Origin of the sequence: Aminiphilus sp. (genome assembly GCF_029975095.1) — a bacterium.
Lineage (GTDB): Bacteria > Synergistota > Synergistia > Synergistales > Aminiphilaceae > Aminiphilus.
The window spans coordinates 17,927-36,742 of the sequence record NZ_JARKPW010000054.1; the positions used below are offsets into that span (position 1 = coordinate 17,927).

General features: G+C 63.3%; 18 protein-coding genes. 3 read left to right on the forward strand and 15 right to left on the reverse strand.

Going from position 1 to position 18,816, the window contains the following annotated elements; translation table 11 throughout:
• Window positions 1-324: 324 nt before the first annotated feature.
• The gene (locus Q1K49_RS03470) at window positions 325-1,761 is read left to right on the forward strand and encodes an aldehyde dehydrogenase family protein (protein ID WP_300522846.1); all 1,437 of its coding nucleotides are present in this window, start codon (window positions 325-327) and stop codon (window positions 1,759-1,761) included.
• Between the two features lie 153 nt (window positions 1,762-1,914).
• Here Q1K49_RS03470 and Q1K49_RS03475 read toward each other — a convergent pair whose 3' ends face one another.
• The gene (locus Q1K49_RS03475) at window positions 1,915-2,160 is read right to left on the reverse strand and encodes a glutaredoxin family protein (RefSeq protein WP_213692538.1); all 246 of its coding nucleotides are present in this window, start codon (window positions 2,158-2,160) and stop codon (window positions 1,915-1,917) included.
• Between the two features lie 553 nt (window positions 2,161-2,713).
• On the opposite strand from Q1K49_RS03475, the gene Q1K49_RS03480 reads away from it, so the two are divergent.
• A complete protein-coding gene (locus Q1K49_RS03480; protein ID WP_300522850.1) occupies window positions 2,714-4,273 on the forward strand; it encodes an alkaline phosphatase in 1,560 nt (519 codons plus the stop codon).
• 203 nt (window positions 4,274-4,476) lie between these two features.
• Entirely contained in the window at window positions 4,477-5,601 is a 1,125-nt protein-coding gene (locus tag Q1K49_RS03485) for a YibE/F family protein (protein WP_300522853.1), read from the forward strand.
• Between the two features lie 96 nt (window positions 5,602-5,697).
• On the opposite strand, the gene Q1K49_RS03490 is transcribed toward Q1K49_RS03485, so the two are convergent.
• The 14 genes from Q1K49_RS03490 to Q1K49_RS03555 form a co-directional block, all read right to left on the reverse strand.
• On the reverse strand, window positions 5,698-6,249 hold the full coding sequence (locus Q1K49_RS03490) for a cysteine hydrolase family protein (protein WP_300522856.1): 552 nt from the start codon (window positions 6,247-6,249) through the stop codon (window positions 5,698-5,700).
• A 202-nt stretch (window positions 6,250-6,451) separates the two neighbouring features.
• Window positions 6,452-6,946 carry a hypothetical protein gene (locus Q1K49_RS03495; protein WP_300522859.1) on the reverse strand — a complete coding sequence of 165 codons (495 nt, stop codon included), beginning with the start codon at window positions 6,944-6,946 and terminating at the stop codon, window positions 6,452-6,454.
• On the reverse strand, window positions 6,943-7,413 hold the full coding sequence (locus tag Q1K49_RS03500) for a hypothetical protein (protein ID WP_300522861.1): 471 nt from the start codon (window positions 7,411-7,413) through the stop codon (window positions 6,943-6,945). Before Q1K49_RS03500 ends, Q1K49_RS03495 begins: the two co-directional genes overlap by 4 nt.
• Complete coding sequence (locus Q1K49_RS03505) at window positions 7,410-8,381, reverse strand: radical SAM protein (RefSeq protein WP_300522863.1); 972 nt, start codon at window positions 8,379-8,381, stop codon at window positions 7,410-7,412. Before Q1K49_RS03505 ends, Q1K49_RS03500 begins: the two co-directional genes overlap by 4 nt.
• 24 nt (window positions 8,382-8,405) lie before the next feature.
• Window positions 8,406-9,530 carry a radical SAM protein gene (locus tag Q1K49_RS03510; protein WP_300522865.1) on the reverse strand — a complete coding sequence of 375 codons (1,125 nt, stop codon included), beginning with the start codon at window positions 9,528-9,530 and terminating at the stop codon, window positions 8,406-8,408.
• Window positions 9,527-10,426 carry an ADP-ribosylglycohydrolase family protein gene (locus Q1K49_RS03515; protein WP_300522866.1) on the reverse strand — a complete coding sequence of 300 codons (900 nt, stop codon included), beginning with the start codon at window positions 10,424-10,426 and terminating at the stop codon, window positions 9,527-9,529. The genes Q1K49_RS03510 and Q1K49_RS03515 overlap by 4 nt, the downstream gene beginning before the upstream one ends.
• Window positions 10,427-10,504: 78 nt before the next feature.
• Window positions 10,505-12,175, reverse strand: coding sequence for a formate--tetrahydrofolate ligase (locus Q1K49_RS03520; RefSeq protein ID WP_300522868.1), 1,671 nt, complete (start codon window positions 12,173-12,175; stop codon window positions 10,505-10,507).
• Between the two features lie 167 nt (window positions 12,176-12,342).
• Window positions 12,343-13,062: a L,D-transpeptidase gene (locus Q1K49_RS03525; RefSeq protein ID WP_300522871.1), complete on the reverse strand. Its 720-nt coding sequence runs from the start codon at window positions 13,060-13,062 to the stop codon at window positions 12,343-12,345.
• A 96-nt stretch (window positions 13,063-13,158) separates the two neighbouring features.
• Complete coding sequence (gene pyrE, locus Q1K49_RS03530; protein WP_300522887.1) at window positions 13,159-13,770, reverse strand: orotate phosphoribosyltransferase; 612 nt, start codon at window positions 13,768-13,770, stop codon at window positions 13,159-13,161.
• Between the two features lie 44 nt (window positions 13,771-13,814).
• Entirely contained in the window at window positions 13,815-14,555 is a 741-nt protein-coding gene (gene pyrF, locus Q1K49_RS03535; protein WP_300522873.1) for an orotidine-5'-phosphate decarboxylase, read from the reverse strand.
• 173 nt (window positions 14,556-14,728) lie between these two features.
• Window positions 14,729-15,685, reverse strand: a complete 957-nt coding sequence (locus tag Q1K49_RS03540; RefSeq protein ID WP_300522875.1) for a dihydroorotate dehydrogenase — start codon at window positions 15,683-15,685, stop codon at window positions 14,729-14,731.
• The gene (locus tag Q1K49_RS03545) at window positions 15,672-16,481 is read right to left on the reverse strand and encodes a dihydroorotate dehydrogenase (protein ID WP_300522878.1); all 810 of its coding nucleotides are present in this window, start codon (window positions 16,479-16,481) and stop codon (window positions 15,672-15,674) included. Before Q1K49_RS03545 ends, Q1K49_RS03540 begins: the two co-directional genes overlap by 14 nt.
• Window positions 16,474-17,832: a dihydroorotase gene (locus Q1K49_RS03550; protein ID WP_300522881.1), complete on the reverse strand. Its 1,359-nt coding sequence runs from the start codon at window positions 17,830-17,832 to the stop codon at window positions 16,474-16,476. Before Q1K49_RS03550 ends, Q1K49_RS03545 begins: the two co-directional genes overlap by 8 nt.
• On the reverse strand, window positions 17,829-18,761 hold the full coding sequence (locus Q1K49_RS03555; protein ID WP_300522884.1) for an aspartate carbamoyltransferase catalytic subunit: 933 nt from the start codon (window positions 18,759-18,761) through the stop codon (window positions 17,829-17,831). Before Q1K49_RS03555 ends, Q1K49_RS03550 begins: the two co-directional genes overlap by 4 nt.
• Window positions 18,762-18,816: the final 55 nt, after the last annotated feature.

Consider the following 18,816-nt stretch of genomic DNA (forward strand, 5'->3'; position numbering starts at 1 on the left):
CCGTCCCGGAGACGCTCCAGGCCGCGTGTGGCATCGACGAAACGCTCCGTGTAACTCCGCCGGAAGACTCCGGGCGTTCCGGCAGCACATCGGCAGCACCGGCCATCGCCGAAACGGAAGAATGCGGGCCGGAACGTTCCGCCGCCGAATCACCGGAGATGCCCGAGATGCCCGAGCAGCAGGACGCGACGGAGAAACGGACGGACGTTTCCCTTTCCGGCGACACGACGGCATCATCCTGCGAGTCCGAAGGCCCCCCGCAAGAAGCGGAAACGACGCTTCTAGGCCGAGCAAGACGGAAACAGTGCGGAAGGTGGGGAAGGAATGATCGAGACAGTGGAATTGCCGAGCCTCGTCGCCAGGGTTATGGCGGAATTGAAGAAAAGAGACGTCTCCGGAAGTCTGTCCGGCAACGTGGCGAGTTCGGCGGTGGAGAGCGTTTCCATCCCGACGGGTTCCGGTTCCGAGGTGGACCGGTCCGTTGCGGCGGCAGTCCTGGCCCAGGAACACCGGCACCGGGAATACGACATCAGGCGGCGCACGAACATCATCGCACGGCTTCGGGAGGACATGACACGCCACGTAGAGGAACTTGCCCGGTTCTCCCTGGAAGAAACCGGCATGGGAAACCTGAAGGACAAGAAGGCCAAAATCCTCCTGGCCATCGAGAAGACGCCGGGGCCGGAATATTTCGCCACGAAAGCGGTTTCGGGGGACAACGGGCTCATGCTGGAGGAACTCTCTCCCTTCGGCGTGATCGCCTCCCTGTGCCCTTCGACCAATCCCGTGGCCACAGTGATCAACAACACCATCTGCATGCTCGCCGCCGGGAACGCAGTGGTCTTCGGCCCCCATCCGGGAGCTCTGAGGAGTACCCTGCGAACGGTGGAGCTGGTGAATCTCTCCCTGAGGGACAACGGAGCCCCCTTCGGCTTGGTCTCCGCCCTGAGCGAAGTTTCTCTCGAAGCCATGAATGCTCTCATGACCCACGGAAACGTACGGCTCATCTCCGCCACGGGAGGACCAGGCGTCGTCAAGGCAGCCCTCTCCTCGGGCAAGCCCACCGTCGGCGCAGGCCCGGGAAACCCGCCCGTCCTCGTGGACGAAACGGCGGACATCGAGAAGGCCGCGAAGGATATCATCGCGGGATGCTCTTTCGACAACAACCTGCCCTGCATCGCCGAAAAAGAACTTCTCGTCGTCAATTGTGTCGCGGACAAACTCAAACGCTGCATGACCGAAAACGGCGCCTTCGAAATCTCCGATCCCGCCTTGATCCGAAAGCTCGAAACAACTGTCCTCACGGAACAGGGGACGGTGAACAAGGCATTCGTCGGCAAGGATGCGTCTCATATCCTGGAGCGGATCGGCGTCGCGGCCCCGGAGGGAGTGCGGCTGATCCTCGTCGAGACCGACGAAAGCCATCCCTTCGCCCAGGAAGAACTGCTCATGCCCCTGCTGCCCATGATCCGCGTTCCGGATTTCGACGCCGGACTCACCGCAGCCAAGCGCCTCGAACACGGCTTTCGACATTCTGCCTGCATTCACAGCAATCACGTGAAGCGCCTGAGCGACATGGCCAGGGAGATGGAGACGACCATGTTCGTGAAGAACGCTCCCTCCTACGCGGCCATCGGCGTGGACAGCGACGCTCCGACGGCCTTCACCATCGCCACCACTACCGGACAAGGAGCCACCACACCGCTCTCCTTCTGCCGAACCCGCCGCTGCGTGCTCTCCGGAGCTTTTCGGATCGTCTGACGGAGCATGTACCCGCCGGGCCGGGCAGACGCGGAACACAGCAACAAGACAGGGAATACGCATATATACGGCGTAGGCGCAAGAAAGTTCCCGCAGGAACGCCCTTGCACCTACGCCGCATCCGGTAAAAACCCCTCCGGTTTCCTCCCCGCCTCAGGCGAGGAGGTTCTTCTCCTTCAGCGCCGCATCGATGGCGGGACGGTCGAAACCGACGATAACCGTGCCGCCGATGTCGAGAACGGGCACACCCCTCTGCCCCGTCTTGCGGATCATCTCCTCCGCCATGGCCCTGTCCTTCGAAACATCCACCGCCTCAAAAGCGACACCGAGTTCCGACAGATAGTCCTTCGCCTTGTCGCACCACGGACATGTGCTGGTACTGTAGACACGAACCGACATGATCGATACACCTCCCGAAATGTGAACGGCGCGATCCCCTCCGAAACGAGAGGAACACCTCTTTTTCGAGGATTAGTATAACATATACCCTTAGTAGGTATCAACCTCTGACTTTCCCGGAGATGGTTCCGTCCCAGGAATACGCCTTTCAGTCGCGACAGCGCCATGTGCCACGACACGTGGCCGGGGTGGATTATTTCTTCATGTCACCTACGGATCGATTTCTGATGTCGTTTGACCTCGAACACAAAAAGCAACCCCTGAAAACGTGCGGCTCATTGCCGCTACCAGCCGTCGAGCATCATGAAAACCTTTTTGCGCAGGCGTGGCACACGCGCCTCCAAAACCCTGGAGGATCAACTTTGCGCAGGCGTGGCGCACGCGCCCCCCAAAAACATGGAGGACCAACGAGAACACCGTCAAGTGTGTTCGGGCGGAACGCGATTCTCCCCGTCTTCCACACTGCAGGACAAATGACACGGTTTTTTCTCGGCGTTGTTACGTGGCGCTGGTACGCTTTTCCCGCACAACCATTTTGAGGAGGGTGAGCGTAGTGAAACGACATCTCAAAGGAATCGGCGTGGTGATGGCACTGGTGTTTCTGCTCTGCGGAGCCGCATGGGGGGCTTCGGGGCAGACGACGAACAACGAGTGGAAGGGCGCACAGGCGAAGTACGTCTTCATGTTCATCGGTGACGGCATGGCTCTGCAGCAGGTGAACGCCGCGGAAATCTACCGCGGGTCGGGTTCCGTCGAGGGCGGCAATGCCAACCCCAGCATCAAGAAGCTCTCCTTCACGCAGTTTCCCGTTCAGGGCATGATCACCACCTATTCGGCAAATTCCTTCATCACCGATTCGGCCCCTGCGGCGACATCACTGGCCTCGGGCTACAAGACGGACAACGGTGTTATCGGTATGGATCCCGGCAAGACGAAGAAATTCACCACCGTAGCCCAGATGGCCCGCGACAAGAGACAGAAGGTAGGCATTCTCACCTCCGTGTCGCTGAACCACGCAACCCCCGCATCCTTCTACGCCTCTGTCCCTTCCCGGAACGACTACTACGGCATCGCGCTCCAAATGTTCGACAGCAATTTCGACTTCTTCGGCGGCGGCGGCATTCACAAGGCCAAGGGGAACAAGAAGGAGGAACCCCAGCCTGACGCGTATGAACTGGCTGCCTCCAAAGGATACAAGGTCGTCCGCACCCGGGAGGAGATCCTGGCCCTCAAGCCCGGCGACGGCAAGATCATCGCGGTGAACCCCGTTCTCGACGGAGACAGCGCCATGCCCTACGACATCGACCGTACCGACAAGGAACTTTCGCTCGCGGAGTTCACGAAAAAGGCCATCGAGCTTCTCGACAATCCCAAGGGCTTCTTCATCATGGTCGAGGGAGGAAAGATCGACTGGGCCTGCCACGCCAACGACGCCGCCACGGCCATTCAGGACACCTTCGCCTTTGCCGACGCCGTGCAGGAGGCAGTGCTCTTCGCGGAAAAACACCCCGAGGAGACGCTCATCGTCGTTGTGGGAGACCACGAAACGGGCGGCATGAGCATCGGCTTCGCCGGCACCCAGTACGAGACCTTCTTCGACAAGATCGGCTTCCAGAAGGAGTCTTACCTCGCCTTCGACAAGCGCGTGGCGGAATTCAGGAAGAACAACGCCCCCGACAAGGCTACCTTCGACGCTTTCTTCCCCCAGATCGCGGAGGTTTTCGGCCTCACCAACCTGCCTTCCGACGAAGCGAAGGCACTGGAAGAGAAAGCCAAGGGCGGCGACAAGGGCGCGAAAAAGCTTCTCGCCATGAACCTCTCCGAACTCGAACTCCAGCAGCTTCAGGATGCATTCGCCCGGAGCATGAAGGGTGAGCAGGAGCGCTCCAAGGACGAGCAGACCTATCTCCTCTACGGCGGCTACGAACCCCTCACCGTCAAGACGACCCATATTCTGAACCAGAAGGCGGGCATCGGCTGGACATCCTATTCCCATACGGGCATTCCCGTTCCCATCTTCGCCATGGGTGTGGGCGCGGAACTCTTCCTCGGCTACTACGACAACACCGACGTGGCCTGGAAGACCATGTCCATCCTCGGTGTGAAGAACTAGCCGAATCGCCTCGACGGGGGGGCGCACCTCCCCGAAAAATGACGGCAGCCCTTCCTCTCTCCGGCGATGAAAACGGCCGCCCGGATGGGGAGGACGGTAACGACAGGCGCAAAGAACGACAGACGAAAGGACGGCCCGAAGGCATCGCACGTCGCCTTCGGGCCGTCCTTCGGTGACGCCCACTCTCCGGGAGGGATCGCTTCGTGGGTACCACGCGCAAGGACATACTCTTCGTGCTGTTTCTGGCTCTGCTCACTGCAGGACTCACCCTTCTGCCCTCGGGATTCGGGGGACGCTCCGGAGCAACTGACGGAGCCGCACGGGAAAAGGCGCTGATCCTCCGAACCGATGATTCGACCATGCGGCAGTTCGGCATCGTCCGAACCGGCGATCAGGGACTCACCATCCGCGTTCTTTCAGGCCGTTTCGCCGGGCAGGAGCTGGAGGCGGTGAACCATCTCATGGGACGGCTGGAATTGGACAAAGTCTTCGCGCCGGGTGACAAGGCATTTGTCGTCCTTGATCCCGACGAGAGCGGCAACGCCGTCGCCAAGGCGAACGTGCTGGATTTTTACCGCATGGACATCGAACTGGTCGTGCTGGCCCTGTTCAGCCTTTTCCTTCTCGTCTTCGCGGGATGGACCGGAGCAAAGGCGCTTCTGTCCTTTCTCTTCACCGCTCTGATGATCTGGAAGGTCTTCCTGCCCGGAATGCTTCGAGGGTGGGATCCGGTCCTCACCTCTCTGGGGGTCGTGGCGGCTCTCACGGCAGCCATCATCTTTCTCGTGGGAGGCATGAACAGGCGTGGCGCGGTGGCTTTCGCGGGCTCCATGGCGGGAATCAGCATCACCTGCGTCCTCGCGCTCGCCTTCGGCTCCGCCTTTCGCATTCACGGCGCGGTGAAACCCTTCTCGGAGACGCTCCTCTACAGCGGCTTCGCCCATCTGGATCTGACGAAGATCTTCCTCGCGGGAATCTTTCTCGCTTCCTCCGGAGCCGTCATGGATCTCGCCATGGATGTGGCGGCGGCAATGACGGAAATCCGAAGCAAGAATCCGGACATCACCAGAAAGGAACTCGTTCTCTCAGGCTTCTCCGTGGGGCGCGCCGTGGTGGGCACCATGACGACGACGCTCCTTCTGGCCTACACGGGAAGCTATTCGAGTCTTCTCATGGCCTTCATCGCCCAGGGAGTTCCCCTGGCGAACATCCTGAACATGCAGTACGTGGCGGCGGAGATCCTCAACACCCTCGTGGGCAGCTTCGGCCTCGTTACCGTGGCGCCTCTCACCGCCCTCGCCGGGGGTCTCCTTCTCGTCAGGAAATAGGCAGAAGCAAAGCGCACGAGGCGGCATCCTCAAAAGGACACCGCCTCGCAAAAAAGCGTTTTCGGAAGCGTGGAGAACAGAGCGGCGGCGGGAACGCTACGTCCGTTCCTGCAAAAGCTCCGCAGTGGAGATCACCCTGGCGAAGGGCGACGCGAGGGCCGCGAGAAAGGCAGCCTGCACCTGTGCCGCCTCCACCGAAACGTCTCCGAAGCGGAGATTTCGCGTCGCACAGGCATCGCCCACCACGACACAGCGAAATCCGAGGTCGAAGGCCGCCCGCACAGTGGTGTCGATGCACATGTGGGTCATGGCTCCGCAGAACACGATTTCCTCCACGTCGTTCTCCCGAAGAAGGTCCGCCAGCGTCGTTTCCCGAAAACTGTTGGGAAAGTGCTTTTCCAGCACCGGTTCTCCCTTCAGGGGCGCCACGATTTCGGCGATGTCCACCCCCGCCGTGCCGGGAAGAAAGAAGGTCGATCCCGGACGCGTCGCCACATGTCGTATGTGAAAGACCGGCGCACCCGTCTTCCGGAAAGACGCGAGCACCTCCGCCGCGTTCCGGGCCGCCTCCTCCATTCCCGCCAATTCCATGCTCCCTGCCGGAAAATAGTCGTTCTGCACATCCACCAGAACCAATCCGCAGGCCATACGCATCCCTCCCTTGTCCGTACAGGACATCCCTGAACGCAACCCGAACAAGACCTCTCCGCAACGAAAAGCCCCATACCGCACATCCCTTGCAGAAGACCGGCCCGGCGGAGTCGGAATTACCCGCAGGTCCGGTCTCTCTCGGGCAATCCTCCGCAGTCTCGTGACAGCCTTTTACAGAACGACACGATTCAGAAGCAGCCTACCATACCGAGCCGTCGTTCCGGTCTTGCGCCGGCAGACGACGGCTTTTTTTGAACTCCCGAATGGAAAAGAGGACTCGGTGTTCGGGATCTCCAAGGCAATTCGCGAAGGCGGCGATGCTGCGCTCCACCGTCTCCCTGGAGGTGCCGTGAAAGACCGTATAGAGGTTGTAGGGCCAGGTCGGGGTGGTTCCGCGACGATAGCAGTGGCTCACCTCGGACATGTTCCGGAGGAGATCCCGGAAAAGGGGAAATTGCTCCTCCTCGACGCGCCAGCAGACAAGAGCGTTGGCGGTGTACCCCGCCCGAAGGTGGCGCACGGACACGCCGATACGGCGCAGGACACCCCGCTCGCGAAGGGCACGCACTGCCTCAAGAACCTGTTCTTCCGTGGCGTCGAGGCGGGAAGCGATCGCCGCGAAGGGACGCCGTTCCAGAGGGAATTCCTGTTGCAGCGCCTCCAGGACACGCCGCTCGAAGGATGAAAGGGTCATGACCGGCTCCCGGGAAGACGGAAGTCGGTGCGCAGCTTCCACACCTCTTGCGACGGCAGGCGCAGAGCCACGGTGCATGCCGTCTCCGCCTCGATCTCGGTGATGATCCGGTCCAGTTCCCCGGAGGATCCGGCGTTCAGAGTGAACCAGAGCGCATAGTCTCCCTCGCGCTGGTAGTCGTGCGTCACCTCGGGATGGGCGTCTACGAGCGCCGCGACGGCCGCGACGCGCTCCTCCGGCGCGGCGAGAGCACAGAGCACTCCCTGCATGCCGAGCGCCGACGCATCGACAAAGCCGCCGAAGAAACGCACCAAACCAGATCCGATGAGCCGCTCCATCGCCTGCAGCACCTCCTCCTCGGAAACCTCCAGCTCTTCGGCGAGGTCGGCATAGGGAACGGGAGAAAGAGGAAGTCCGTCGCCCTGAAGGCGCGAGAGAAGACGGTCCTCCAGCTCGTCCGGCGTCATGACGGCATCCAGCAGAGCGGGTCTCTTCCCCGGGCATTTCCCGATTCGGCAAACGCCCGGGCGCGGCACCCTCCGCAAAGTTCGCTCCACGAACAGCCGCCGCAACCGCCAGGGTACTCCGGAGTGCGCATGGCCCGAAAAAGCGGCGCATTCCGCCAGAGGTCCTCGAAGGGCGTGTCCAACACGTTTCCGGCGACCTGGTCGAGATAGGCGCAGGGACGCACCTCTCCCGAGGGAGTCACCACACAGTAGGATTTTCCCGCGAGGCATCCTTTGCCGAAACGATGTTCCGGGGGGAGGAGCGTCGTGATCTGGGGCGCACAGACGGCCTTCACGTCCAGGGCGCCTTTCGCCGCCAAGACGGCGATCTCCTCAAGGAGCGTCCGGTATGCCTCGGGAGACTCCACGATGCCCCGGGCGTCCCGACCTCGTCCGGTGCGGACGGGGAAAAACAGATGGAGCGCCGCGGCACCCAGTCCGAGCGCCAGATCGTGCATGGCGGAAAGTTCCGACGCATTCCAGTCGAGGAGGGTCATGTGTACCTGAAAGGGAAGGCCGAGGGAGGCACACCGGTGACAGGCCGCCACGGTGGCGTCCCAGGCGCCATCGACACCCCGGAAGAGATCGTGCGCTTTCGGGTAAACGCTGTCGAGGCTGAACCCCGCCCGGGCAAGCCCCGCTCTTTGAAGCGTCCGGGCAAGGGGCTCATCGAGGAGCGTCCCGTTGGAACCGAGAACAGGGCGCATTCCCCGGGAGGCGGTGTAACGCACCAACTCCGGAAGATCCGAGCGCAGAAGAGCCTCTCCGCCGCTGAAGATGAAAAGACGAAATCCCGCCCGCGCCGCTCCGTCGATGAGCTTCTGTCCCTCCTGAAAGGAAAGTTCTCTCGGAGCGGCCTGCCCGGCGTCTCGGGAGCAATGGGGACAGGAAAGATTACATGCGTTGGTAAAGTTCCAGGAAATGAGCATGACTCCTCCTCCCATCTTCTGCGGTCAGGCCGAGCGAATCTCGCCGTCCTCCAGAGGGCAGCCTCCGTCCTCGCCCCAGAAATCCCCCGTCAACGCCTCGGCCCGGGCGCGCAGGTTGCCGTTGCAGCAGTCGAACCACCGGCACTCCCGGCAGCGCCCTTTCACGAAGGATTTTCTGTCCCGGAGCATGATGGCAAGGGGGAACGCGCTTCTCCTCAGCGCATCCTCAAGGGATTGTTCCGGGAAACGGCCGAGCGGATGCCCCCAGGAAAACTGATCGGGAAAGAGGAACCCGTCCCACCGGAGGGAAACGATGTGCTCACCGCTCCGGTTACCCCCGCTTCGTCGCAGGAGTTCCAACACCGCGCCGGCCCTTTCCTTCTCGCCCCGCCGCAACAGGGAGAGCGCGAAGAAAATGCCGTCCGCGGCATTGTCCACCGTGAGGACTTCCAGATCCGGCGCCCCTTCGGCAAGGGCCGCAAGACGGGTCAGCGCAGTACGGGTTTCACTCCGGGAGAGCATCTCCGCCCGGTCCGCCGCACCCCGCCCCGCGGGAACGAAATGATAGACGCAAAGGCGTGCCGCATTCCATTGCCCCGCAAGGGAGAACACCGCCTCCAGCGCCCCCGCGGTGGAGCGGGCGAGGGTGAAGCGCAAGCCCGTGCGAACTCTCGCCTCGGTGAGGGCGACGATACCCCGCTCGGCACGGCGGAACGCACCCCGCACACCCCGGAAAGCATCGGAAGTGCGCTCGTCACCGTCGATGCTCACTCCGGCGTAGACGATGCCCGCATCGCCGAGACGCCGTGCGGTTTCTCCATCGATGTGTACGCCGTTGGTCGAGAGGGCGACCCGCAGGCCTCTGCGCCGAGCCTCGTCGAGGATCGTCCAGAATCGGGGATGGAGCAGCGGCTCGCCTCCCGAGAGAAGCAAAACCGGCACGCCCAGCGCGGCGAGTTCATCCAGAAGGCGCCGCTCTTCCTGCGGCGTCAGCTCACCCCGATCCTCCGTTGCGGCGTAACAGTGACGGCAGCGGAGATCACACCGGGGCGTGAGGTGCCACACCACCACGGGAGCCCCTGGCCTGGAAAAACGAAGCCCGTCTCCTCCGCCGGAACGGCCGAGGAGAAACCGCGTCACGGGAATCATGCGTCCCTCTCCTCTCCTGAAAATTCCCCAGAGAAGAGCCGCTCCATCTTGTCCTCTTTCTCCTCTTCTGCGTCCTTTTTCCCGGCGAGGGCGACGAAAAGGGGGAAAGTGCGCCAATGCGGCAGAAAACGCGCCGCAAAGGCCGCGGTCACCCGGAGCAGTTCCTCCGGGAGCAACGCGAGCGCCTGCAGGGCCATGGCCTCGGGAATGCCTCCGTACCACGCCTCCGCCACCGCTCCGGCGATGCACGCCTGGGTGTCCGCGTCGCCGCCGAGGGAAATGGCCTTGCGGACCGCATCCTCGAAACTTGTGGATTCCAGAAAGGCGAGCAGCGCCTCGGGAACGCTTCCGGGACAGGTGGCGTCGAAGGTGTAGCTCTGGCGGACAAGGGAGAGAGGGCGGGAAAAATCGTATCCGAACCGTTCCTGCAGAAAAGAGGCGATCCCGTCGCGAGAGACGCTTTTCCTGGCGAGAAACACCGCAGCGGCCACGGCCTGGGCGCCCTTGATCCCCTCGGGATGCCCATGACTAGGCGCCGCGCTCCGCCGGGCACCGTCGAGAACCTCTTCAAGCGTCTCGAAAGCGTATCCGACAGGACTGACGCGCATGGCCGATCCGTTGCCGAAACTGCCCCCGGGAACCCCCTCACCTCTGAGCCAGGCGCGGAAGGATCTTCCGAAACCGCACTCGGGATAGCGCGAGCCGTACTCGCGAAAAAAAGCCGCGTATCGCTCCTCCGTGTCCCTCCCGGAGAGGAGCGTCGCCGCCACGGCGACGGTGAGGAGTGAATCGTCGGTAAAGCACGTTCCCTCTCCGAAGAGAGGAACATCCTCCCGTTTGACGGGGCGTCGTTCGAAGGGAGAGCCGAGAATATCGCCGACCAGTGCTCCAATCATGGAAGAGACCGCACCTTCCCGAAATGGGAAACGGCGCGTGCACACGCGCCGTTTCTTCACTTCTCTCGACGGGACCGTCTAGAACAGCCCTGTGATGTTGCCTTCGGCGTCGATGTCGATGTTCTCCGCGGCGGGGCGCTTGGGCAAGCCCGGCATGGTCATGATGGCGCCGCAGATGGGGACGACGAAGCCCGCTCCCGCGGAGAGCCGCACTTCCCGCACGGTGACGCGGAATCCCCTGGGACGTCCCTTCAACTCCGCGTCGTCGGAGAGGGACATCTGCGTCTTTGCCATGCACACCGGAAGCGTTCCGTACCCTCGGGTCTCCAGCTCCTCCAGCGTCTTCGCCGCACCGGGGGTGAAGTCCACCCCGTCCGCACCGTAGACGCTCGTCGCGACGCGGAGAATTTTCTCCCGAAGAGGCAGCTCGGAATCGTAGAGAGGGCGATAGGTCTCACCCCTGTCAATGGCCGCCAGGACTTCACGGGCGAGCTCCAGTCCACCCTCGCCTCCCTTTTCCCACACCTCGGAGAGAGCGATGCGTGCACCACGCCCCTCCGCGGCGCGGCGTACAAGAGCAAGCTCCGCGTCGGTGTCTGTGATGAAGCGGTTCAGAGCGACCACCACGGGAACGCCGAACTGGTTCAGGTTGTCCAAATGCGCCTCCAGGTTCTCGATACCCCTTTCCAGGGCAGGCAGGTTTTCCTCCCGGAGCACGTCCTTCGGCACACCACCATGAAGCTTCAGCGCCCGCACGGTGGTGACGAGGACCACCGCCGAGGGGTGGAATCCACCATAGCGGCAGGCGATGTCCATGAATTTCTCTCCGCCGAGGTCGGAGGCGAATCCAGCCTCGACCACGGCGTACTCCGCAAGTTTGAGGGCCATCTTGGTGGCCGCCAGGGAGTTCGTGCCGTGAGCGATGTTGGCGAAGGGACCGCCGTGGACGAAGGCGGGAACGTGTTCGATGGTCTGTACCAGGTTCGGATTCAGCGCCTGCTTCAGGAGGGCCGCCATGGCTCCCGCCGCCTTGAGATCCGCCGCAGTGACAGGAGTGCCGCTCCGGCTGTATCCCACGACAATGCGGCCGAGGCGCTCCTTCAGGTCCGTCAGATCCCGGGCAAGGCAAAGGATGGCCATGACCTCCGAGGAAACGGTGATGTCGAAGCCGGACTCCCGGGGAACACCGTTGGCCTTGCCGCCGAGGCCGAGAACGATGTTCCGGAGCGCCCGCTCGTTCATGTCCATCACGCGGCGGAACACGATCCTTTGGGGATCGAGATCGAGGGCGTTTCCCTGTTGCAGGTGGTTGTCCAGCATGGCGGCCAGGAGATTGTGGGCCGCGCCCACGGCGTGAATGTCCCCCGTGAAGTGAAGGTTGATCTCTTCCATGGGCAGCACCTGGGAATAGCCACCTCCGGCGGCACCTCCCTTGACGCCGAAACAGGGACCGAGCGAGGGCTCCCGCAGACAGATCATCGCCTTTTTCCCCAGTTTCACCAGCGCCTGGGTGAGGCCGATGGTGTTGGTGGTCTTCCCCTCTCCGGCGGCGGTAGGCGTCGTTGCGGTGACGAGGATGAGCTTCCCGTCGGGACGGTCCGCAAGAGTCTTCATGAACCGGAGATCGACCTTCGCTTTGTCGTGCCCATAGGGGATGAGATACTCTGTGGGAATACCGAGCTTCGCCGCGATCTCCCCGATGGGCTTCAGCTTTGCCGCCTGTGCGATTTCCAGATCCGACAACACCATGTACAAACCCCTCCCTGAACGTTCGGCTCTCGTCTCGCCTCACCTCGCTTCGCCGTCATCCCGTTGACGACGACGAAATGAGCTGCAGAATGCCTACACCGCAGCCCATGATACCATGAAAGAAAAAACCCCCGAGGGGAAATTTCCGCAATGGCGGAAGCCGCCGCTCAGGGTTCGATGACCACTCTGGCCTTGAGGGCGAGACGGGCCTTCACTTCTTCCACATGATCGTTGCGGAGACGAATGCATCCTTCGGTAATCATTTTGCCGATGGAGGACGGATCATGGGTACCGTGAATGCCGATGCCCTTCCATCCCGTCTTGAGCCGGATGAACCAGGGACCGTAGGCGCCGGCGATGGGGCCCTTGCCGTCTCCGAAGTCGTGAACCCAGGCGGAGGAGTTCTGGATCTGTTCCACCGAAAACTCCCCCTCGGGAGTGCGTCGGTCTCCCACCCGGGCCTTGTTGCCGGGGTTTTCCCCTATGGCGATGGGATACGTCTTCACGAGCTGGTTTCCCTTGTACAGGTGCAGGGAATAGGTACTCTTCACGATACGGATCCAGTAGCTCTCCTTTTTGCCCTCCACCACGGCACCGAGGGGCACGTCTGGCGAAGCGGGAAGACCCACGGCGATCCTATCCGGCTGCGCGTCGGAGGAAAGCGCGACGGACGGAGCGGAAACAGCTTCCTCTTCCGCCGACGGCACCCCGGCGTTCCGTGCCGCCGTGAGCAAGCCGTAGACCCTGCTCCCTCCGTAGAACACCCCTGCCAGCACACACAGCACAATCATCAGGGAGAGAACTCCCCGGCCTCGTCGCACTCCCGTCGCCCGGGAGGGGCGAAGCGACGCGCTCCCGGCGGAAAATCCGTTTCTCTGCTCCACCATGCCGCATCTCCTCCTCCGGAATCACTCCTCCGTCCTCAATGCCGTCGAAGAGCCCTCTTAGTCTGGCAGAAGAGGCGGCATTCGTCCATCCGCCGTTTATCGCTTTCCGGTCCGGCTTCCGGGCTTGACCAGGGGAAGTCCCTGCACACAGAGAGGACAGGACGCGGGCTCATAGACGGGAAATGAGACCCGAAGCAGACTTGTGAGGGAATGCGGAAAAGCGGCGCGTCCCGCGCTCCGGTCGACGATACACCCCGAGCCGACCCAGTCGGCACCTCCCTGGGCGAAATGCTCCCCCACCTCACGAAGGGAACCGCCCGTGGTGACCACATCCTCCACAACCACGACCCTCACCTTTCCCGGGTGGGAAAAACGGCGAAGCACCATGCGCCCCTCCTCGCGCTCGCAGAAGAGAAAGGGCACACCGAGAGCCCGGGCCGTTTCATGGCCGATGAGAAGCCCGCCAAGGGCCGGTGCTGCCACAAGGTCGGGCTTGAGGTGCGCCAGTGCTCGGGCCAGACGCACCCCTGCAAAAGCCGCGTGCTCGGGATAGCGCAGAAGAAGCGCGCACTGCATGTAACTGCCGCTATGAAGCCCTGATGTCAGAAGAAAATGCCCCGAGAGAAGCGCTCCGGTCTCCACGAAGAGTTTCTGGAGCTGTGCTTCGTCGTCGGAACCGCGAGAACAGGAATCACTTCCGCAAGCCATACCCTCGTGACAATGACAGCCGTCGCTGGACTCTTCTCTGCCGTTCATCGTGTTTCCGCCTCCTCCATGTCGTGCTGCAGTTCCTTCCAGGTCAGGACGGGATCCTCCGCCGCCAGGAGCGGACGTCCCACCACGAGATAGTCCGCACCGTTCCGAACGGCGATTCCCGCCGAGGCGGTGCGTTTCTGGTCGTCTCCTCCCGCGACCGGGCGGATTCCTGGCACGACGGTCAGAAGCGATCCTCCCACGGCCTGTCGGACCGCTTCCAACTCCCTCGGAGAGCAGACAAGACCGTCCACGCCCGCATCGACGCAAAGCCGGGCCCGCAAGACCACCGTTTCGGCCACGGAGCCGCCCCCACCGACGCTCTTCCAGGTCGCGTCGTCCACGCTGGTCAACACGGAGACGCCCAAAAGATGCATGGCGCTCCCCGCCGCATCCCGGGCATTCGCCGCAGCGACAAGCATCTCGCGACCGCCTCCGGAGTGAAGCGTCAACGCCCAGAGCCCCAGGCCCGCAAGGGCGTCCACGGCACCCGCGACGGTGTTGGGAATGTCGTGCAGTTTCAAGTCGAGAAAGACCTTGTACCCATCCCGTACCAATCCTTCCACGAACCGCCGTCCCTCAAGGGCAAAGAGGCGGGGACCCACCTTCACGTACTCGAGGGGGACACACGCCCCGGCATTTGTTCCGCAAACCATTTTTTCGAGAAAACGCAGCGCCGCCTCTCCCGTCGGGAGATCCAGCGCCGCGATGATCTTCGCTATCCCATGCCCGTTGCTCATGCGTCGCACCTGCCTTTCACGAACACGCGTCTCTCCATTTCTCGCCGGGAACACCGCCGGCCGCCAAAGCAACGGAAAGAACCGCTCCTCGAAGAACGTTCCTCCGACGCAAGAACATCAAGGAACAACACCGGTCGAGACACCCCCGAGGAAACGCAGGGTGTTCACCGACATCAGGAATGTCTTCTTCCCGCTCCGACGAGGCCGGAAATTTCTCCGAAGCCCGAGGACGCCGTGTAGGCGGCGAGCCCGTCCACGATTTTTCCGGGAAGATCCAGGTCCCGGAAGAGTCCCGAGCCGACCTGCACCGCCGTCGCCCCGGCGAGGAGCATCGCCGCGGCGTTTTCCCAGGACGCGATGCCGCCGGAGCCGATGAGCGGCACCGTCGTCGCCTCCGCAGCCTCCCAGACGCATCGCAGAGAGAGTGGAAAGACGGCGGGGCCGGAAAGGCCCGCGACGACCCGGTCAAAGACGGGACGGCGCCGTTTCAGATCCATGGCTGCGCCGAGCCAGGTATTGGCCACCACCACCGCGTCGGCACCGCAGTCTTCAGCAGCGCGCACCGCCACCGCCATGTCGGGCGCCTGGGGCGTGAGCTTCACCCACAGAGGGCCGGGCCAGCACACCCGAGCCGCCCGCACCGCCTCCCGTATGCCCTCGGCGGTCTTGCCCCAGGCCATGCCGCCGTCGGCCACATTGGGGCAGGAAAGGTTGAGTTCCACCGCCGCAACAGACGCCCCCGCACTGCGCAGGGGCGCCAAAAGGGGCTCCATCTCCGCACTTCCCGCAGGCGCCACGTTGGCGATCACGGGAATCCCCGTCGCAGCCATGCGGGGCAGCTCCTCCTCCACGAAGACACGTACACCCCGGTTCTGAAGACCGATACTATTCAGAACGCCGCAGGGAGTCTCCCAAATCCGGATGCCGGAATTCCCCTCCCGGGGCTCCAGGGTCAGTCCCTTGGAGCAGATGCCCCCAACGCCACGAAGGGTCTGAACCGGCCAGAGGGAGGGGTCCATGGGCCAGACTCCCGAGGCCAAAAGAACCGGCGAGGCCAAGGTCACGCCTCCCAAACACACGGAAAGGCGCACCCCGGGTTTACTTTTTCCACAGACGTCATCCCAGCTCATGCCAGCGCACCTCTCTTCCGGCAAAGACAGGCCCCTCCACGCAGGCTCGGAGACGCCCCCGTTCCGTCGGAACGACGCAGCCGAGACAACCGCCGTAGCCGCACCCCATGCGGGTTTCGAGGCTCGCTTCGTAGGGCAGGGAGGGAGGAAGCGCCTCCGCAAGGGCAGCGAGCATTCCTGTAGGGCCACAGGCACAGATCCGCGTATTCGGAAACGCGAGCAACGCGGAGCCTTTTTCGGAGGCGAGGAACGAGCAGGGATTTCCTTTTTCGCCGAGACTTCCGTCATCGGAGAGGACCGTCACCTTCGAGGAACCGATTCTCGAGACACAGTGATGGACAAGTCCCTCCCAGGACGCGTCGGGAATCCCCAGGAGCACGGAACCGCCCCATCGTTCCGCCAGAAAAAGAAGCGGTGCCGCACCCACACCCCCGGCGATGCACAGAAGTCGCTCCGCCTCCTTCGGCGTGGTGAAGGGAGTACCCAGCGGGCCCCGAAGCCGCAGCACACTCCCCGGCGCAAGAGCGGCGAGGCGCCGCGTTCCCTCCCCTCGGACCTGGACGAGCAGGGAGAGGACCTCGCCTCGTACGCCCGCCACGGCGAGAGGCCGCAGGAGAAAAGGGTCGCTTCCCTCACCGCAGGTGACGAGCAGAAACTGCCCAGGTAGGGACTTCGCGACGATCTCCGGAGCGTCCAGTTCCAGAAGGAGTGGCCCGCGTTCCCGGGCCGCTCCGCCCCCCAGAAAGGTGCGCGCCACCAATCTGGCCGAGCGCTCCTCCACCGTGCCGCTACACACGCACCGCGCCTCCCTCGAGAGCGGAGAAGACAATGCTTCCCGCCACGACGGTGAGCACGGGGCGCCCCGTGAAATGTCTTCCTCTGTAGGGCGTGATGCGGGCCTTGCTCCTCCAGAGCGTGGGGTCCACCCGGAAAGCACTCTCGGGATCCACCACCGTCACATGGGCGGGAAACCCCTCCGCAAGTCGCCCCGGAAACGCCGCGCCCTGGGGAAGCAGTGCACCAGGGCGGGAGGTCCAAAGCGCGAGCAGCCGCTCGAGGGGCACCTCCGGCTCGGCGTTCCGCCGATAGTCCAGCACCGCACCGACGGCGCACTCGTAGGAAGCGATGCCGAAATTGGCCTCCTGGAAGGGAAGATCCTTTTCATCCTCGTGCCAGGGAGCGTGATCCGTGGCAATGGCATCCACGGTTCCGTCGGCGATTCCCCGCCAGAGCGCATCCCGGTCGGCGGTACTCCGCAGCGGTGGGTTCACTTTGAAGGCGGCGTGGAGATTGCTCCGAAGCACATCCTCCTCGGAAAGGACCAGGTGATGAGGCGTCACGTCGCAGGTCACCTCGACCCCGTCCGCCTTGGCGGCACGGATCGCCTCCAGCGCTGCGGCGGTGCTCACATGCGTGAGGTGCACGGCACAGTTCGTCTCCCGGGCAAGAACAAGGGCACGCAGCACACCCAGGACCTCCGCGGAGATCGGAAACCCACGCATGCCGCTCAGGGCAGAACAGCGCCCCTCCGTCACCTGGGCGCTTTTCGTGAGATCCTTTTCCTCGGGGTGTTCCAGGACCCGCACACCCAGATCCTTCGTATAGAGCAGGGCGTTCCGGAGCAGTCGCGCCCGCAGCACGGGAGCACCGTCGTCGGTGAAGAAAACCGCCCCCGCGTCGGCCATGGCGGCAAGCTCCGCCATCTCTTCTCCCTTACGTTCCTTGCTCACGCACCCCGCGGGAAGAATACGGGCACCTCCGGCCCGTCGCCCGCGCTCGATCACGTCCCGCACGAGCGCATCGTTGTCGAGAGGGGGCAGGGTGTTGGGCATGGCCACCGCAACGGCGTAGCCGCCCGCCGCCGCGGCGAGGGAGCCGGAGACGAGATCCTCGCACCAGGTCTGCCCGGGATCGCGGAAGTGTCCGTGCAGGTCGATGAAACCAGGGCAGACCAGAAGTCCGGCGAGTTGGAGCTCCTTCGCCCCTTCCGGGGAGGGCAGGTCCTTTCCCAAGGCGCGCACGCGTCCATCCTCGAGAAGGACATCCGTAACGCCGTCGAGAAAACGTTCTCCGTCGAAGACGCGCCCGCCTTTGAGCAGCAGCGGCACGTCTCCGCCGCAGTATCGTTCCATCCGTTCCGTGCTCATGCTTCCATTCCTCCCATGCAGAGATAGAGCAGGGCCATGCGCACCGCCACACCGCTGCGCACCTGGTCCAGAATGAGGCTGTTCGGTCCGTCCGCGACGGCGGAGGCGATCTCCACGCCGCGGTTGATGGGGCCGGGGTGCATCACGAAGGCGCCCTTCTTTGCCCTGGCCATCAGTTCCTCGTCGGCACCCCAGCGGCGATGGTATTCGTCGTCCGTGGGATAGAGCCCCTCCAGTGCCCGTTCCTTCTGGATGCGCAGAAGGTACACCACATCCGCTCCCTCCACGGCCTTGACGGGGTCGGGTTCGTAGACGGCTCCGAGGGCGTCCGTTTCGAGGGGCATGAGCGTTCTCGGCCCGGCGAGGACCACCTCCGCGCCAAGAAGACGAAAGGCCTGCACGTCGCTCCGCACCACCCGGCTGTGGAGCACGTCTCCCACGATGGCGACGCGAAGCCCGTCCAGGGATCGGTTACAGTGCTTCCATACCGTGTAGACGTCGAGCAGGGCCTGAGTGGGATGTGCATGAGCACCGTCACCGGCGTTAAAGACCGAGGCCTTTCGCAATTTCTCCCTGAGATACCAGGGAACGCCGGGCATTCCATGACGTACCACCACCGCATCGGCGCCCATGGCCTCCAGTGTCCACGCGGTGTCCCGCAGCGTTTCTCCCTTGCTCGTGCTCGATCCCGAGGCGGCCCAGTTCACCACGTCGGCGCCGAGGAATTTTTCCGCCAGTTCAAAGGAGACCCGGGTACGCGTGGAGGGCTCGAAGAAGAGATTCACCACCAGCTTCCCCCGCAGAGCGGGCACCTTCTTGATGGGGCGGTCGAGGAGGTCCTCCATGTGCACCGCCTGGTCCAGCAGGAGTTCCATTTCCGGTCTCGAAAGGGCATCCACGTCAAGAAGATGCCGATGCATCCAGCTCATGCCTGTTCCTCCACCTTTTCACAGATCCAGATTTCGTCGGCGCCGTCGATTTCGG

Bases quoted from the DNA above. Each gene is read 5' to 3' on its own strand.
- Q1K49_RS03520 (WP_300522868.1), bottom strand. From the start codon at position 12,175: ATGGTGTTGTCGGATCTGGAAATCGCACAGGCGGCAAAGCTGAAGCCC.
- Q1K49_RS03550 (WP_300522881.1), bottom strand. From the start codon at position 17,832: ATGAGCACGGAACGGATGGAACGATACTGCGGCGGAGACGTGCCGCTG.
- pyrE (WP_300522887.1), bottom strand. From the start codon at position 13,770: ATGGCTTGCGGAAGTGATTCCTGTTCTCGCGGTTCCGACGACGAAGCA.
- Q1K49_RS03495 (WP_300522859.1), bottom strand. From the start codon at position 6,946: ATGACCCTTTCATCCTTCGAGCGGCGTGTCCTGGAGGCGCTGCAACAG.
- pyrF (WP_300522873.1), bottom strand. From the start codon at position 14,555: ATGAGCAACGGGCATGGGATAGCGAAGATCATCGCGGCGCTGGATCTC.
- Q1K49_RS03555 (WP_300522884.1), bottom strand. From the start codon at position 18,761: ATGAGCTGGATGCATCGGCATCTTCTTGACGTGGATGCCCTTTCGAGA.
- Q1K49_RS03525 (WP_300522871.1), bottom strand. From the start codon at position 13,062: ATGGTGGAGCAGAGAAACGGATTTTCCGCCGGGAGCGCGTCGCTTCGC.
- Q1K49_RS03490 (WP_300522856.1), bottom strand. From the start codon at position 6,249: ATGGCCTGCGGATTGGTTCTGGTGGATGTGCAGAACGACTATTTTCCG.
- Q1K49_RS03470 (WP_300522846.1), top strand. From the start codon at position 325: ATGATCGAGACAGTGGAATTGCCGAGCCTCGTCGCCAGGGTTATGGCG.
- Q1K49_RS03510 (WP_300522865.1), bottom strand. From the start codon at position 9,530: ATGATTCCCGTGACGCGGTTTCTCCTCGGCCGTTCCGGCGGAGGAGAC.
- Q1K49_RS03515 (WP_300522866.1), bottom strand. From the start codon at position 10,426: ATGATTGGAGCACTGGTCGGCGATATTCTCGGCTCTCCCTTCGAACGA.
- Q1K49_RS03540 (WP_300522875.1), bottom strand. From the start codon at position 15,685: ATGAGCTGGGATGACGTCTGTGGAAAAAGTAAACCCGGGGTGCGCCTT.
- Q1K49_RS03500 (WP_300522861.1), bottom strand. From the start codon at position 7,413: ATGACGCCGGACGAGCTGGAGGACCGTCTTCTCTCGCGCCTTCAGGGC.
- Q1K49_RS03475 (WP_213692538.1), bottom strand. From the start codon at position 2,160: ATGTCGGTTCGTGTCTACAGTACCAGCACATGTCCGTGGTGCGACAAG.
- Q1K49_RS03505 (WP_300522863.1), bottom strand. From the start codon at position 8,381: ATGCTCATTTCCTGGAACTTTACCAACGCATGTAATCTTTCCTGTCCC.